The following is a 16,710-nucleotide window of genomic DNA, read 5'->3' as shown; positions in this document are numbered from 1 at the left end:
CACCTACTACTAAAAGCAAGTACTTACTTTATTTTATTGCAAAAAAATATTTAATATGTTCTATTTCTCATACTAAGTGTATAATATATCACATTTATTTACAAGTAATTTGTTTTTATTCACTATTTTTTCTTATTAAAAATGTAGCTTACTAGCAGATTAAGCTTATACTTAAACTATTAATCTCAAAAAATTTCATGCCCTTTGCAGTTCCATACTTAGTTTTTAACAATATAATAGCGTTAGTATAGGAATGAACATATAATCAGCACCTGAATAATTTCTTCACTCAAAAAAGAACTATCTCAAAAAACTGAGATGAAAATAAAAAAAGTGTGATTGTAGTCTTTCTACAATCACACCTGAATGAAAGCAAGTACAAAATCGAGCTCACTTTCAGCACTTAACGAGAGTAGAATAAAACTGCATATTCTTCCTCTACTGGTATTTCTTTATTATTCATGTTTCTTCTTTCTTTGTGCATTTAACCATAGCAACACGCCTAATCCTATTAAGCTAATCCCTAACCAAATTATCCATGGATTACTTTGATCTCCAGTTTTTGGTATAGCTTTTGATTCTTCGTATGTTGCTGAGTGCTGTGAGTTACTAGAAATTGTTAAATTACTTGAGCTATTACTATTTGAACTCTTGCTAGGCGTTTCATTTTGTTCAACTACTTTTACAGTAGCTGTAACAGTTAATTGTTCTTTACCAGCATCAGCAGTTCCTTCATTCGGATCAATAGTATATTCTACTTTGTATGTTCCTACTTTTTTAGTATTAACAGTACCACTTACTTTTACTTTTGAAAATGGTATAGATTGTCCATCTCTTGATGTTGCTCGAACAAAATTATCTTTTGCACTCCATTTTTCACTAGTTTTAATAATGCTGTCTTTTACAATAATTTCAGCTTTATTTTTTAGAACAGTGATATGAGCTATTGCTTTAACACCATCATAAAGATAACTCACTTCATACGTTCCGGGTGTTTTACTTTCTACTGTTCCAATTACTGTAATATCAGCAAATGAAACCTTATCTCCTCGTTTATCTGTTGCTCCGTCAAAGTTGTCTTGAGCATTCCATTTTTCACCAGCGTAAATTGTGCTGTCATGGGCTTTCACCGTTGTTTCTCTTGTTTTGACAGTTACAAGAATAGTGGTAGACACACCTTCATAACTATATGTCACTGTGTATTCACCTGGCGTATTTGGATTTACTTCTGGTGATTCTTTTACAGTAATATCTTTAAATGCTACTGGATTTCCTGCCTTATCTACAGCTTTATCAAAATTATCTTTAGCAGACCAGTCATCACCTACATAGATGATAGAATCGTGAGCAATTACTGCTGTTTTAGGATTTTCGACCTTAACTTGAACAGTAATAGAAACATTATCATACGTATAAGTTATTGGATATGTTCCTGCTTTACTAGTATCCACAGTCCCGCTTACTTGAACATCCGTAAACGCTACTGGATTACCATCTTTATCACGAGCACTATCAAAATTATCCTCCGCATCCCATGCTTCGTCTAAATATACAACGGAATCATGGGCATTTACTGCTGTTTTAATTTCTTTGATAGTAAGCGTAATCGTTTTAGAAATTCCATCATAGCTATATGTGATTTTGTATGTTCCTGCTTTATTTACGTTCACAGTTGGATTTTCGGTTACCTTTACATCTTCAAATTTAATAGTATTGCCGTCTTTGTCTACAGCACTATCAAAATTATCTTCTCTAGACCAATCTTCTCCTACGTAAATGGAAGAATCATGAACATTGATACCCTCTTTATTTTCCTTTACAGTAACGGTAATAGTCATCGAAGCCCCTTGATAGGAATAAGTGACATTATAATTACCAGGTTGTTTTGTATTCACACTACCAGTAACAGTGATATCTGCTAAATTTACTGGATTCCCGTCTTTATCTAGCGCACTATCAAAATTATCTGCTGGTGTCCAGCTGTCAGTCGTATAAATAGTGGAATCATGGGCATTTACTGCTGTTAAAATAGCTTTTACCTTGACATTAATAGTAGTTGAAACTCCATTATATGTGTAAGTTACTGGATATATTCCTGCTGTATTAGTATCTACAGTACCTGTAACTTCTACATCTTTAAACGCTACTGGATTTCCTTCTTTGTCTACTGCACTATCAAAGTTGTCTGATGCTGTCCAATTATCACCTATATAAATCGTGGAATCATGGGCATTAATTGTAGTTAAGTCTTTTGCAACTGTTACTTGAATAGTAACTTCTGCTTCTTTACTATCTTTGTTTACTTTGTAAGTTAGCGGGTAAATTCCGCCATTTTTTGAACCTTTTTGAATTGCATTTAGTTGTGTTGTATCTGCTTGAACTGTAACAGCTTGTGCACTTGAATTCACGCCATCTTTCACTTCTTCAAAAGCAGCTGTTTTAGCTAAATCAAGTGATTCAGTTTCTGTCAGTTTTTGAGCGTCTTTATATTCTATGGAGAAATCTGTCGCCCCTAAAGTGAACTGATTTTTCTGCACTACTTTACCATCAGCTGTTTTTACATAAACTGGCGCAGTAGAAGTTTTTTTAGTTCCAAATATATCTTGAATTTCAACATTTAAATCTGTTGCTGCTAAAGTTTTTCCATTAGTAGAGCCTCCGACAATTGCGCCAGACCCATCACTTAAAGTTTGTACAGTAGCAATTCCAGTATTTGCAGTTGTCCATTTGTAGCCATCTGTTTTCGCTTGAATATTTTGGAAGAATTCTGGTTCAATCGTGTTTTCAGCTGCTTCCCCGCTTGTAGATGTTACTTTGGGTAAAGTTACTGTTAAACTACTTCCGGTTTGAACAAGTTTATTGTCTAAATTTACTTTTAAATCTTGTTCTGGAGAATAAGCAAAGTAACCAGCATTAATGTTTTGAGCAGATGGTTGGACCGGGTCAATATTTTTAACCCAACCTTTGTCTGCGCCCGTATTTGGTGGATTGCTATCAATCGTACCATCTTTACCTATGTTTTGTAAGGTATATTGATAACCTTCCTTTTCAGGGAATTTAACAGCATAATTTCCATAATCAACGCCTAAAGTATAATCAAATTTATATTTTCCATTAGCGTTTGTTTTTGTTGTTACATTTTCTCCATTATTTTTAGCAGGTTCATATGTTGAAGTTGAATTGTTCCATTTGTATAGTTCAACTGTTTCATTGGCTAATGGTTTATCACCTTTTGATTCTTCATATAATCCATTAACATTTTTATCTTCAAATAATACACCAGCTAGTTCTACGATAACTAGTTCTGCTCCTACTCTTGTACCGGATAGTGATCCAGAGTAAGTATTAGTTATAACACGATAATATGGGTTATAAACATCGCGTTCACTAATTTTATTGTCAGTTGTCGCAGATTCAAAAGTTTCATCAACTCTTAATGGAATCTTAAACACTTGTGTCTCTCCAGAAGCAATTTCCGTTTTAACTTTAATTTTAACCATATTAACTTTCTCATAACTGGAAAGAGAACTTTGGTAAATACTAGATGAATCATAGTTATCCGCATTCGCTTCTGTTGTATAACTAACATCAAATTGTTCTTGTTGTAAAGCTGTCAGTTGAATAGCATCATTTAATTTCATATCCCATTTAAATGCTTCTGGTTGGAATTTTGATCCAAAATTTTGTCCTGTTTTTGGAATCGGAATGTAGAGCTCAAAAGTTCTAGCACTATCATTAGAAGTATTAGTAACTTTAACGGTGTAATCAGCATCAGTTCCCGGAGTAAAATAGGATACAGTACTATCATCCCCTTCTACATAAGGTGATTTCTCTCCTTCTCCAGCAATATTCAAGAACGTTTCTACTGATACTGTGTCTTGTTTCGGTACGCTTAAAGCACTAGCATTAGTAGAAAGTAAGTTTTCATTGTCCTTACCATTATTATTAACATCTAGACCAATATCCGAAAATTTATTTGTAGCTAAAGCAGATGTTACATTAGGTCCACCCCAAGCAAGTAATTCTTGAATATCTGTATGAATACTTTTATTTAAAGTAACATCAAATGAAGTATCATAGCTAATATTCAAATACTGCGCTTTATATGGATAACCAATAAATTCGCCTACTAATACATCAGTAGTTTTTAAAACATAAACTTTGTCTCCATTTTTAGCTGTTTCTTGTGTAACCGTAAAATCAACATCTTTTCCATCCTGATCTGTTAATTTAATAGAAGTTGGTTGTATTCTTGAACCCTCTATTTGACGTAAATATATCTCAGGGTCACTAAGAACTGTTCTAGTACCATAAGGATAATCAAACAAGCGTAATGTTGCTTTTGTAGTTATTTTATCTCCAGCACGAGCTGTTTTAGTTGGCGCTCCGTCCTGGTTGTAGAAATTAGCAGTTCCATTCGCAGCTGAAGTACTAATATTTGCAACTGAATATGTTGATGTTCCATTAACTTTTGTACTTTCTTCATCTTCTGCATCCCAAATGCTCGCTTTAAATTGAACAGATTGAATACCTGGTTTAACGAGTCCATAAGAAGCAGTAGATAACGAGCGGAAATAGCCTGACTCTTCTACATTTGTAAAACCTACAGAGAAATCACCTACATTTGCTTTTACTTCTGTAAAATACTCTCCATCTTTTAGTCCTACTGCATCTGCATGAAGTTGAGCCATTTTATTACCATTAGTTTTTGGAAGTGTACCATTGTACGTTCGAAACTCTGAATTTAAATTTGTTTTATATTGGATATCAGTTACTTTATTCCCTGAAATAGTCCCATCACAAGGTAAATTGACAATATAAGCTTGCCAGTTGTCGTCAAACTTAATATCGTAAATTTGATTTGTTTTAACTCCTGCTGTAGCTTTATTGCTTACTATTACACTGCCAGCCCAAGTTTCGTTATTAGGATTAATATTTCTGCCATTTGTTGTTATAGTCATTTTATTTTCTGTTGAATCTACAACTTTACAAGTATCTACTGGGGCAAGTGTAGTTAAATCAGCCGCAATATTTGATAATGCATCTGATTCAAATACTGTTCCATCATATGCCGTCATAACTGCATGAGGTACTTTTGGCGCCGAATATACACCTGGGTTCGTCCCTTTAGGTACTTTATATTTTACTGCAAATACAGAGTCAGCTACACCATTGTAAGACATTTGATTAAAATCAACGACTACTTTATTTTCCTCAGGATAATGAGTAACTGTTCTCTTATCACTACTACTAATTAAGCTCCCTGACTGGTTAACAACTCCTACATACTCCATACCTTCTGGATAATAAAGTGTAGTGGTAACATTTTTAGGAACAAAATATCTTGCTCCACGACCGTCTTCTTGATTTATACCATTTATTACTGAATAAAATTTTGTATAATTATATGAAGCTACATCATCAGTACTAGGTAAAACCTCTGGTAGAACTTTTTGTGTATAGTAGTTACGGAACATCGTTTGGAGGCTATCCTGTTCTGCATAACCAATAACTTTTTTTCCTTCAGCATGAATACTTTGTTCAGCAGTTGCTACAGGTGTGTCTCCTTCACCCATGAAAGTTTCTACTTTAATAGGATCTTTTATATCAGTCGCTCCATAGTATTTAGCCCCGTCCACGCGTACAGAAAAAGTAAAGGTAACTCTTTCAGTTCCTGGGTCTAAATTATAACTTACCGTTCCATAAGTCCCGCTATTATAGTTTGTTTCCTTATTAGGAATTGTGACAGAATTAATTGCACTTCCCAGCGGATCTCCTGAGCTTAAAGTACTTAATATTCCAGCATCAACAGTTTTCGGTGCTTGGTAACTTGTTGGAACTGGGATTGTAACAAAGCGCATGCCATCTGGTAAAGTAAAATTCACTTTCTTATCATTAGAATTATCGTCATTAAATACTGCTGTTACAGTAACATCTTTAATAGCACCATTAGCCCAGGCTTTCTTATCATAGTCAGGGATATTTAAAGTTACGGTAGAGTTTTCGGTTTTTAAGCTTTTCAGCGTGTTTTTAGTAGTTTCATTTTCTGGTTCAGAAGTTTGTTCTTGTTTTGGAGCTTCTTGCTCTGCTGGACTTACTTCTTTTTCAGTAGAAATACCACTAACTTCATAAGATGCGGTGAAGGTTTGTGCTTCTTTATCTGAATTAATTTCTTTATAAGTGATTAAAAAATCAATAGAACCATTTTTTTCAGCTGTATATTCCGCTTCTTGGCCTTTTACTATTTTTCCATCAGGTGTTTCGATTGTTAAAATTTCGATTTTATTATCTTTTGGTGCCGTTTTGATTTTGAGGTTTGCTTTCTTTTTATCACTAGAAATGTCTTTTTGAACCTCATAGGAAATTACCTCATTATCAGTCTCTGCAGCAAATACTGTGAATGATGCGAGGTTCAGTTGACTTAGTACTAATATGGTTGTTAAAAATAAAAGCAAAGAACGTTTTATACCGGTCGTTTTAATAGTCATATATGCGTGTCTCCTTCTCATTTTTGATGTATGTTAATACGTGGGTAATAAAAAAATTATTGCAGGTATTAAGTTAATTGTTGAAGCTAAAAAAGTTTTTCCAGCTTGTTTTATAGAGTTTATATATTTTTTTAGCAAACTATATTGTAATTATGATAGAAATCAACGCAAATTCAAATAATCATTTACAACTAAATCATGTGTTTTTAGTAAATCACCTTCATCTTTTTGTAACATCTTCCAGGTTTTTCTACTATAAAAACCTCCATTTAAAAAGAGAAGATAGAAAATTATCTTCTCTTTTGTACTATTTATTTTTTTATCAGCTAATTTTTTGGATTCGTTTCTCTCACAACAAATTTCGCTTTATATCAACATATATTATCTCTTCAAAAATCTCTTTACAAGGTTTGATTTCTGTAATTAAAGCAGCAATTTGGCTGACCAAGACAAAACCATCGTTTGTATCACCTTTTTCTACTGCTTTTCGTAAAGTATCTAGCATTAGTTCTTCAAATGTTCTATTTATTATAAGACGTATATAATAATATATCACATTTATTTACAAGTAATTTTGTCTTATTAAAAAACATGACTTACTAGCAGATTAAGCTTATACTTAAACTATTAAACCCAAAGGAGATGATTTCATGCCTTTTGCAGTCCCATACTTAGTTTTTAATGGCGAAGGTCAAGATGCACTAACGTTTTACGCCGAGGTATTTCAAGCTGAAATTACGAGCGTCCAACGTTTTAAAGAGATGAATAATTTTTATGGTGATGCGGTTTTTGGTGAAAGGTTAATGCACAGTCGCTTAATCAAAAATGGGGAAGAGTTTATTTACATTACAGATGCGCCTTATGATGTTTTTACAACCGGGAACCGTGTGACGATTCTTATTAATTTTACATCTGAGGAAGAAATTAAATATGCCTATCAAGCTTTGCGTACAGATGGAAAAGTAGAGATGGAGTTGCAAGTGGCATTCTGGGGTTCGACTTATGCGCAAGTGACGGATAGGTTTGGGGTGTTTTGGCAGCTTAATTTTGACCAAAAAAATTGAGCCCAGTATAAGCTCAACTTTTTTGGTCTATAAATTTTTTATCATAATAATATCTGTTTGACAATCATCGCCCATATAAAAATCATGTTCTCCATTTGGAGTAAAGCCCATCTTTTCATAAAATTGAATAGCATTTTTATTCTTCTCCCAAACACCTAACCATATTTTTTCTGCATTAACTTCTCTCGCTATCTCTACCGCTTTGCTAAATAAATCATTACCTAGTCCCTTTTTTTGAAATGATTTTAATACATAAATACGCTCTATTTCGATTGTTTTCCCCACTATTTCTTCTGTTTGAGCATCTCCTATATTTAGTTTTAAATATCCAGCAATGGCTTCTTGATGATAAATAAAATAAAAATAGGAATAGGGATTTTCTAATTCATTTCTTAATTTTTTTGCTGTAAAGTTTGTTTTTAAATATGCTTCCATATTTTCCGGTTTATTTTGTGCTCTAAAGGTTTCATCAAATGTCTTATAACTTATTTCTAAGAGCGGTTGTAAATCACTTTTTATACATAATCTTATCATTACTTTTTCCTCCACAATTAATAACTTCTTTTATTGCCTTTTTTCACATATAGCCAGTCATCCGCAATATTTTCTTTGACCTTCTTGAGCGCCCCGGAGAGCATATTAATCTCAGCTTCAGTAAATCCTTTTAAAGCTACTTCATTAGAATATTCATTTTCGCGGATAATTAAAGGATATACTTGTTGGCCTTTGTCTGTTGGGAATAATAGTTTATTTTTTTTATTATTCTTATCCTGTTTCTTTATAATCAAACCATTTTTCTCTAAATTCTTAATAGCTCTCGAAGCAGTAGTACGATCGATTTTTAAAATATCTACTAATTTTTCTTGAATAATTCCTTGGTTTTCGCAAATTCTAACTAGATAAATAAATTGCCCCTTTGCTAGATTTAATTCTTTAAATTCGATATTACTTATTGAATCAAGTGCCCGAGCAATAACACCTATATCTCTTAATATATCTTTCATTACCAATCTCCTTTTATTGCATTTGCAATAATATATCTTTTCATAAGTATACCACAGAGGATGTACTGAGGAAATAGAAATGGAGTTTTCTACTAACCAAAAAACCGTATCAGCACTGGGTTGCACTGAAACGGCTTTTTTTATGATTTACTAAAAATCCTATATTAATAAAATTTTACGACTTCATTGAAACTATTTTAGTGAACGCTTCAAAAGAAAGCAGTTTAAAACATTAATTTAATTCTAACCCAGCAATCACATTCTTAGCATCTATCATCATCTCTTCAATAACATCTTTACAAGGTTTGATTTCTGTAATTAATCCAGCGATTTGTCCAGCCATGACAGAGCCATTGTCTGTGTCGCCTTCTTGTACTGCTTTTCGTAAAGAGCCTAAAGTTAACTCTTCTAACGTATCACGATCGGCGTTTTTTTCTTCTAAACGGATGTATTCTTTGATCATTTTGTTTTTAATCGAGCGAACGGGAGCGCCGGCTTTTCGACCAGTAACCATTGTGTCGCGGTCAGAGGCTTTGATTACGGCTGCTTTGAAATCCGGGTGTACTGGGCATTCATCGGTTGCTAGGAAGCGTGTGCCGATTTGGACACCTTTTGCACCTAGAGCTAGAGCCGCAGCGATTCCACGACCGTCGGCAATTCCACCTGCGCCAATGACTGGAATAGTTACAGCATCCACGATTTGAGGTAAAAGCGCCATTGTTGTTGTTTCGCCAACGTGTCCTCCAGCTTCCGTTCCTTCTGCGATAACTGCGTCCGCGCCCATTTTTTCCATGCGTTTAGCAATCATTACGGATGGGACAACAGGAATCACGATAATTCCAGCTTTTTTCCAGATTGGCATAAATGTTTTTGGCGTTCCCGCTCCGGTTGTAACGATTCCCACTTTTTCTTCAATAATTACTTCGGTTAATTCCGCAATATTCGTCATCATTAGCATTAAGTTAACGCCAAATGGTTTATCTGTCAGTGCTTTTGTTTTTTGGATTTCTTCGCGTAGCATCTCGGCAGTCATTCCGCCAGAAGCGATAATTCCTAAACCGCCAGCATTAGACACAGCGGCTACAAGTGGAGCTTTGGCAATTTGGGCCATCGCACCTTGGATAATCGGATATTTAATATTTAATAAGTTCGTAATCGACATCTTTTTCCTCCTGCGTTCTTGTTTGTTTTATCACAATTTAGTATATCAAAAAACAGCCCTATAAACTAGAGCTGTTTTTCACCATTAATTAGACTCTTCTGCATCCACAGCGAGCAAGACACAGCCAGTAATTCCAGCGTCATCTTCTAACTTTGGAGGAACGATATATGCATCTAAATCTGGTAGCTGAACATAATTATTAACGAGCGCTTTTAATTTTTGACGGACAAGTGGGAAAAGTTGGCGTTGTTTCATGACTCCACCACCTAATACTATTCTTTCTGGGGATAGGATAAGTGTGTAATTCATTAGAGCTTGCGCGATGTAATGCGCCTCTAAATTCCAAACTTCTTCATTATCTGCAAGTTCTGCCGCTTTTTGACCCCAGCGTTTTTCAATTGCTCCACCAGCTGCAAGCCCCTCTAAACAGTCACTATGACTCGGACAACTTCCAGTGAAACGGTCGCGCTTATGACGGCGCACCATGATATGTCCCATTTCTGGATGAGAAAAACCTTCTAAGATTTTACCCGAAACAACTGCTCCACCACCGATTCCTGTTCCGATAGTTAAATAAATACAACTATCTAAACCTGCGGCCGCGCCTAAACTTACCTCTCCTAAAGCGGCTGCATTAACATCCGTCGTAAAACCAATAGGCACGTTAAATTCTTTTTTCATTGCACCCACAATATCATAATTACGCCAAGCTAGTTTTGGCGTTTGGGTAATGTAACCATATGTAGCACTACTTTTTTGAATATCAATCGGTCCAAAAGAGCCGATTCCGATTGCTTTTAATTCATCTTGATATTGTTTGAAAAATTGAATGACTGCTTTCATTGTTTCCGCTGGCTCCGTTGTCGGGTAGCTCTCGCGCTTAATAATTTTACCTGACTTTTCACCAATTGCTACAACAAATTTAGTTCCGCCTGCTTCAATTGCTCCATAAACCATTCAAAAAACTTCCCTTCTCGTAAGTTTTATAACGCTTTCATTTTACAATAGTTTTCTGGAAAAAGAAACTTATTTTCTAAAAACTTATCATTTTAATTCTAAATACCTAATTTAACAGATATTTAAACACAAAATTTTACTTCTTAAAAATCCACTTCACAAGTCGCGCATATTCATCAAAAAATGGAGGAATTTCAGATGGATTTAATCCGTATTCCATATTATTTTTGATGCCTTGGTTGTACCATTTTTGGAGTTCATAGCCACGTTTAAAATAGCTCCAGACAGACTTTCCTTCCGAGCTTAAGGCATATTTGACAGAGGTTAAATTGTCTAGCTTATCCGCCACGATTAACGCTTTTTCTTCTAAATTTCCAGTGCGCACTTGTTCAATCGTATGGGCTTTTCGTTCTTCCCAAGATAACGTTTTATTTTCTGTATGAGAAGCTACTAAATCTGCTACTTCATCACCAAATGTTGCGCGAATATCGGCATCGGTCATCTCCGTATCTTCAACAGCATCATGTAACAATCCCGCGACAACAACTTCTTCGCGAAAACCAGCACGGCGCAAAATTCTCGCTACGTTCAACGGGTGCGAAAAATAAGGCTCGCCTGTAATTTTGCGAACTTGGCCACTATGCGCTTCAATCATCATCTGTCTCGCTTTTTCATACATAAAAAGAAGCCTCCACTCAGAATCTATGTCTATACTATACAAGATTCGAGCGAGGCTTTCTAGTTTTTTAATTGTAAAAAGTAATTTCACGACCATTTAAATCTTGTACTGGTCGACTTGTATTACCAATTGCTTTTTCAAATTCAGTGAAATCTTCTTGGCCAAGCGTCTTCGCATTTTTTAACACGATCCAAGTTACGCCTTCCACGGTTGGTGGTGTCGTCCGTGAACCTTGGTATGTATAGAAAACACGTTCTTCTGGCATAAATTCATTTACATCCAAAGTAATTTCCCGTTCTGTTTCAAAATCAGCGAACACTTCTGGGAAATACGTCGGTAAATCTTTGAATTCGACATTATTTGTATTATCAATTTCCATCCAAGCACTCATTACAAGCGTTGTTCCGTCTGGTTTTTCATGAACAAAATGCCATTCAATCGGATACATATAGCCGTCGAGTAAATGCTCTGCCGGAATATGTGCATGAAACGATACAAGTGGATAATACTCGCCATTAAAGCGTAATCCTTGTTCTTTATCATGCGGAAAAACATGCACCGATTGTTCAATTCTTCTAATCGTATAGTCTGTTTCTTTATAGTAAAATTTCATTGTTGATGGTTTTAATTTCACAACATCAGCTTGTTCAATATCTACTGGCGATTGAGCCTTTCCAGTATGTGCGATTTCAAAGTCAGAACAGATATGCCCCCACATTTCTGGTCCAGTCTTTTCATCGTAACCCCATAACACTTTTTCCTTTGTCATAACCATTTCTCCTTTTCGAAAAAAATTGCGTAACATTATTTTAGCGGATAGCTGATCTATTCCACAAGTAATTTGCTTAATGTTCGTGTTTTGACTTTGGTGTGAACTGGCGGGAAGATACTGGTGGCTTTGTTTTTAGTACAATATTTATTCTAAAATATCTTTGATTGCAGAAGCTTATAAAACCTAATACAAAACTGACCAAGATTTAGCACTATATTATTTAAACCGACTAAACTTTGATATCCACCCAGCATCAGTAAACAACTCACCCGCAAGTCCATCACTTGATTCGACAATATTTTCATGATTTGCTAAGAGCGTAAGGTTGTCTTCCGATTCCTCAAACATAGTTAAAACGTTAAATAAAGTATTATCAACAATCATTGTCCCTAAAAGATGTAAAAATTCTTTTTCTTCTTCATTCATCATTGAAAGCTTATGTTGAATATCCTGTAAAGAAGGTGCTTTGATTTCTTGATTTAATAAAGATTCTAAATGTTGAATAGTTCTATCTCGAGTAGAAGTTATGAATTCCTTTCCAAACATTGTTAAATTCGACTCATCCATGAAAATCCTCCCTAAAGCAGTATTTTATTGCATTAATTATAGCAGATACATTTAACTACAAAAAGAAAAAACTAGTGCTGAAACATTTTCCAAGCAATTTATATAGTATAAAAAGAGGTTTAGCATGAAAATACTAAACCTCTTAAATTAAAGAAAAATGACTTCATACAATAAATCTAAAAAACAATAGTTAAAGGTTTCTAGGAGTTCTTCATATTGCCATATTTCAATGAAGGCATTTTATTTCCGGTACATCTTAAACTCCAAAAATAGTTCATTATAATACGACAGCATTCGTTTACCGAGGTTATCATATACTTCTAAATTATTTAGTTCGTCCATATCCGGATAAAAACGTTCGTCACTCGAAATTTCTTTTGGTAACAACTTAACAGCTTTTTCATTTGGTGTTGCATAGCCGACATATTCAGCGTTAATTGCAGCATTTTCTGGTTTTAGCATGAAGTTAATAAATTTATGCGCGCCATCGACATTTTTTGCCGTTTTTGGAATGACCATGTTGTCGAACCATAAATTGGAGCCGTCTTTTGGAATAACATATTCTAAATCTTCATTTTCACTTAGCATTTCCGCTGCTTCTCCGGAGAAAGTAACCGCGACACCCGCTTCATTGTCCGCCATGAGAAGTTTAATCTCATCGCCAACAATTGCTTTAACATTCGGCGTCATCGTTTCTAACTTATCTCTGGCAGCTTGTAGGTGGGCTTTATTCGTATCGTTTAATGAGTAACCGAGACTATTCAGCCCAAGCCCCATCACTTCACGCGCCCCATCAATTAGCAAGATTTGGTTTTTCAATTCGGGATCAAATAACGCATTCCACGTATCGAAATTTTTATCCGGGAACATTTCTTTATTATAAATAATGCCAAGCGTTCCCCAGAAATACGGCATCGAATATTTATTATCATCATCAAACGACAAGTCCATAAAACGCGGATCAAGGTATTTTTCATTTGGCAGTTTGGAATGATCAAGCGGAATCAGCAAATTTTCTTCTTTCATTTTACTAATCGCGTAATCACTTGGCACTGCAATATCAAAGGTCGTTCCACCTTGCTCAATTTTCGTCATCATCGCTTCGTTAGAATCAAATGTTTGGTAAATGACCTTGATGCCAGTTTCTTTTTCAAATTTAGTAATGAGCGATGGATCAATGTAATCGCCCCAATTATAAATCGTCAGCGTATTACTCCCAGCGTAGCCCTCAGAGCGGTTCATTGTTGTTGCAAGTAGCATCATTAGGAGCGCGACCACAATTACTGGTACAAAAATTTTCAGCAGTTGCTTCATTCTTTCGTCGCCCCCGTCCGAATATTTTTACTTGTATTGCGTTGGTTGATAAAGTAATAACCGATCACTAAAATAATGGTAAATAGGAAAATCAGTGTCGATAAAGCATTGATAGAAAGCGAAATTCCTTGTCTTGCTCTGGAATAAATTTCTACCGCTAAAGTTGAGAAACCATTTCCTGTTACAAAGAAAGTTACGGCAAAATCGTCTAGCGAATAAGTTAATGCCATGAAAAATCCAGCTAAAACACCTGGCATAATATAGGGCAAAATAACTTTCGAAAGAACTTGCCACTGGCTTGCTCCTAAATCACGCGCAGCATCCATTAACGTCGGACTCATTTCTTGCAACTTCGGCAAAATCATCAATACGACAATTGGTATACTAAAGGCAATATGTGACACTAAAACAGAGATAAAGCCTAATTTTACACCTAAAATCGTAAAGAAAATCAAGAAACTAGCACCGATAATAACGTCCGGGCTAACAATCAACACATTATTCAAACTTAAAAGCGAGTTTTTCGCAAAAGGTTTTGGCATAAATTTAATCGCCAGCGCCCCGCAAACCCCAATAATAGTTGCAATCACTGAAGAAAGTAGCGCAATCACAAACGTATTTAAAACAATAATCAGTAAGCGTGTATCTTGGAAAACTTCCTTATAATAATCAAGCGTAAAACCGCTGAAACCATGCATCGTTCCACCTTTATTAAACGAATAAAAAATCAAATAGAAAATCGGCGCATATAAAATCACAAAAACAAGCACTAAATAAATCGTACCCCATTTACTTTTCTTCATTTACGCGCACCTCTTTTCTTTTTGGAACCTGTTAAAAACATAATTAAAATCATCGCAATAATTAAAAATACGCCAATCGTTGAACCCATACCCCAGTCTTGCGTGACAAGGAAATGTTCTTCAATCGCTGTTCCGAGCGTAATCACACGGTTTCCTGCAATTAATCGCGTAATCATAAAGAGTGATAGCGCTGGAATAAAAACAGCCTGACACCCCGATTTCACGCCGTCAGCAGTGAGCGGGAATATCACTCTTCTAAATGTAGTTAAACTAGAAGCCCCTAAATCACGCGATGCCTGAATTAACGTAGGATTAATTTCCTCAATCGCATTAAAAATCGGTAATATCATAAATGGAATAAAAATATAGGTTGATACAAATAAGAAACTAAAATCCGTAAATAAAATCTGTTTCGAGCCAATTCCAAGTATTTCTAAAAATTGATTCGCCGCCCCGTATGTCCCAAAAATCCCAATAAAGGCATACGCTTTAAGCAGTAAATTGATCCAAGTCGGTAAAATTATGAGTAATAACCACAATTGTTTATGCTTTAATTTCGTTAACAAATAAGCCGTTGGATAAGAAATTAGCAAAGTAAAAACTGTAATTAAAAACGCGTACCAGAACGAACTAGCCGTCATTTTTAAATATACAGGGGTAAAAAAGTGAATATAATTATCTACTGTAAAATTGCCATCCACATCAAAAAAAGAATAATAAACAATTAATAAAATTGGTGCGACAACAAAAAGTAAAATCCAAAGTACATAAGGAACAAGATAAACTGTACGAGTGCGTCTATTCATTACTGCACCTCATCGTAGCTATCAAGCCGCTTATCGAATTCTTCCTCCGTTTCGCCAAGACGCATAACATGAATTGCCTCTGGTTCAAACGCTAAGCCAATCTTATCACCCACACGAACTTTTCTCGTTGTGTGAACAAGCCATTCATTTCCATCAGTATCGATACAACCAACTTCATAATGAACACCGCGGAATAGCATCCAATCAACGGTTACTTGAAGTTTTCCTTTTTCAGCCGAAGTAATCTCTAGATCTTCTGGACGAATAACTACTTCAACGACTTCATTTGGACGGAAACCTTGGTCGACACATTCAAAACGTCTTTCCACAAATTCCACTTCGAAATCTTGAATCATTTTGCCATTAACAATGTTGGATTCGCCGATAAAATCAGCAACAAATTTATTAATTGGCTCATCGTAAATATCAATTGGCGTACCGCTTTGTTGAATTTCGCCTTTGTTTAATACAAAAATTTCATCGCTCATCGCAAGTGCTTCTTCTTGGTCATGTGTCACAAAAATAAACGTAATCCCAAGACGTTTTTGTAAATCACGCAACTCATATTGCATTTCGGTACGTAGTTTTAAATCAAGCGCTGACAGTGGTTCATCAAGTAAAATAACTTCTGGTTCATTAACGATTGCCCGCGCGATTGCGACACGTTGTCTTTGTCCGCCAGACATTTCGCTAATTTCTCTTTTTTCGTAGCCTTTTAAGTTAACAAAGCGCAGCGCTTCTTGTACTTTTTTATCGATTGCATCTTTTTTTAGCTTTTTAATACGCAGTCCAAAAGCCACATTTTCATACACGTTTAAATGTGGAAATAACGCATAATCTTGGAAAACAGTATTTACCGGTCGTTTATTGGCTGGAATTTGGTTAATTACTTTATCTCCTAAGTAAATTTGTCCTTCTGAAGCTTCTAAAAATCCAGCAATTAAGCGCAAAATGGTTGTTTTCCCGCAACCAGATGGGCCAAGCAAAGTATAAAACTTTCCTTTTTCTATTTCAAAACTGACATTGTCAAGCACTGGCGGGTCATTATCAAATTGCTTTGTTACGTTTTCAAAACGAATAATTGTTTCTGTCAC

Annotated in this window: 14 protein-coding genes; 1 reads left to right on the top strand and 13 read right to left on the bottom strand. The window is 35.2% G+C overall.

All coding sequences use genetic code 11. From position 1 onward, the window contains the following. Positions 1 to 455 precede the first annotated feature (455 nt). Together lcp and HCB38_RS03005 are read right to left on the bottom strand one after the other, a co-directional pair. Positions 456 to 6,488, bottom strand: coding sequence for a putative cellulose-binding protein LCP (gene lcp, locus HCB38_RS03010; protein ID WP_185637506.1), 6,033 nt, complete (start codon positions 6,486 to 6,488; stop codon positions 456 to 458). Positions 6,489 to 6,837: 349 nt separating this feature from the next. Continuing rightward, a complete protein-coding gene (locus tag HCB38_RS03005) occupies positions 6,838 to 6,993 on the bottom strand; it encodes a hypothetical protein (RefSeq protein ID WP_185318261.1) in 156 nt (51 codons plus the stop codon). Positions 6,994 to 7,138: 145 nt separating this feature from the next. Here HCB38_RS03005 and HCB38_RS03000 point away from each other — a divergent pair, with 145 nt between their 5' ends. Beyond that, positions 7,139 to 7,552 carry a VOC family protein gene (locus HCB38_RS03000; RefSeq protein ID WP_185637505.1) on the top strand — a complete coding sequence of 138 codons (414 nt, stop codon included), beginning with the start codon at positions 7,139 to 7,141 and terminating at the stop codon, positions 7,550 to 7,552. A 27-nt stretch (positions 7,553 to 7,579) separates the two neighbouring features. On the opposite strand, the gene HCB38_RS02995 is transcribed toward HCB38_RS03000, so the two are convergent. From HCB38_RS02995 to HCB38_RS02945, 11 genes are all read right to left on the bottom strand, one after another. Next, positions 7,580 to 8,086, bottom strand: a complete 507-nt coding sequence (locus HCB38_RS02995) for a GNAT family N-acetyltransferase (protein ID WP_185637502.1) — start codon at positions 8,084 to 8,086, stop codon at positions 7,580 to 7,582. 17 nt (positions 8,087 to 8,103) lie between these two features. Continuing rightward, on the bottom strand, positions 8,104 to 8,556 hold the full coding sequence (locus HCB38_RS02990; protein WP_185318258.1) for a MarR family winged helix-turn-helix transcriptional regulator: 453 nt from the start codon (positions 8,554 to 8,556) through the stop codon (positions 8,104 to 8,106). A gap of 232 nt (positions 8,557 to 8,788) precedes the next feature. After that, positions 8,789 to 9,718, bottom strand: a complete 930-nt coding sequence (locus HCB38_RS02985; RefSeq protein ID WP_185318257.1) for a nitronate monooxygenase — start codon at positions 9,716 to 9,718, stop codon at positions 8,789 to 8,791. Between the two features lie 84 nt (positions 9,719 to 9,802). After that, entirely contained in the window at positions 9,803 to 10,675 is an 873-nt protein-coding gene (locus HCB38_RS02980) for an ROK family protein (RefSeq protein WP_185318256.1), read from the bottom strand. A 136-nt stretch (positions 10,676 to 10,811) separates the two neighbouring features. Continuing rightward, complete coding sequence (locus HCB38_RS02975; RefSeq protein ID WP_185637500.1) at positions 10,812 to 11,354, bottom strand: HD domain-containing protein; 543 nt, start codon at positions 11,352 to 11,354, stop codon at positions 10,812 to 10,814. A gap of 67 nt (positions 11,355 to 11,421) precedes the next feature. Then, complete coding sequence (locus HCB38_RS02970) at positions 11,422 to 12,123, bottom strand: carbonic anhydrase (protein WP_003765986.1); 702 nt, start codon at positions 12,121 to 12,123, stop codon at positions 11,422 to 11,424. A gap of 219 nt (positions 12,124 to 12,342) precedes the next feature. Beyond that, on the bottom strand, positions 12,343 to 12,693 hold the full coding sequence (locus HCB38_RS02965) for a hypothetical protein (protein ID WP_185318254.1): 351 nt from the start codon (positions 12,691 to 12,693) through the stop codon (positions 12,343 to 12,345). 240 nt (positions 12,694 to 12,933) lie between these two features. Further along, positions 12,934 to 14,007: an ABC transporter substrate-binding protein gene (locus HCB38_RS02960; protein ID WP_003726405.1), complete on the bottom strand. Its 1,074-nt coding sequence runs from the start codon at positions 14,005 to 14,007 to the stop codon at positions 12,934 to 12,936. Next, on the bottom strand, positions 14,004 to 14,810 hold the full coding sequence (locus HCB38_RS02955; RefSeq protein WP_097349910.1) for an ABC transporter permease: 807 nt from the start codon (positions 14,808 to 14,810) through the stop codon (positions 14,004 to 14,006). Before HCB38_RS02955 ends, HCB38_RS02960 begins: the two co-directional genes overlap by 4 nt. Next, entirely contained in the window at positions 14,807 to 15,616 is an 810-nt protein-coding gene (locus HCB38_RS02950; protein ID WP_003721372.1) for an ABC transporter permease, read from the bottom strand. Before HCB38_RS02950 ends, HCB38_RS02955 begins: the two co-directional genes overlap by 4 nt. Beyond that, entirely contained in the window at positions 15,616 to 16,710 is a 1,095-nt protein-coding gene (locus HCB38_RS02945) for an ABC transporter ATP-binding protein (protein ID WP_077916466.1), read from the bottom strand. Before HCB38_RS02945 ends, HCB38_RS02950 begins: the two co-directional genes overlap by 1 nt.

It is taken from the genome of Listeria farberi, assembly GCF_014229295.1.
Taxonomy (GTDB): Bacteria; Bacillota; Bacilli; order Lactobacillales; family Listeriaceae; genus Listeria; species Listeria farberi.
The sequence above is the reverse complement of the archived record's forward strand: the minus strand, read 5'-3'. Positions and strand labels throughout refer to the sequence as shown.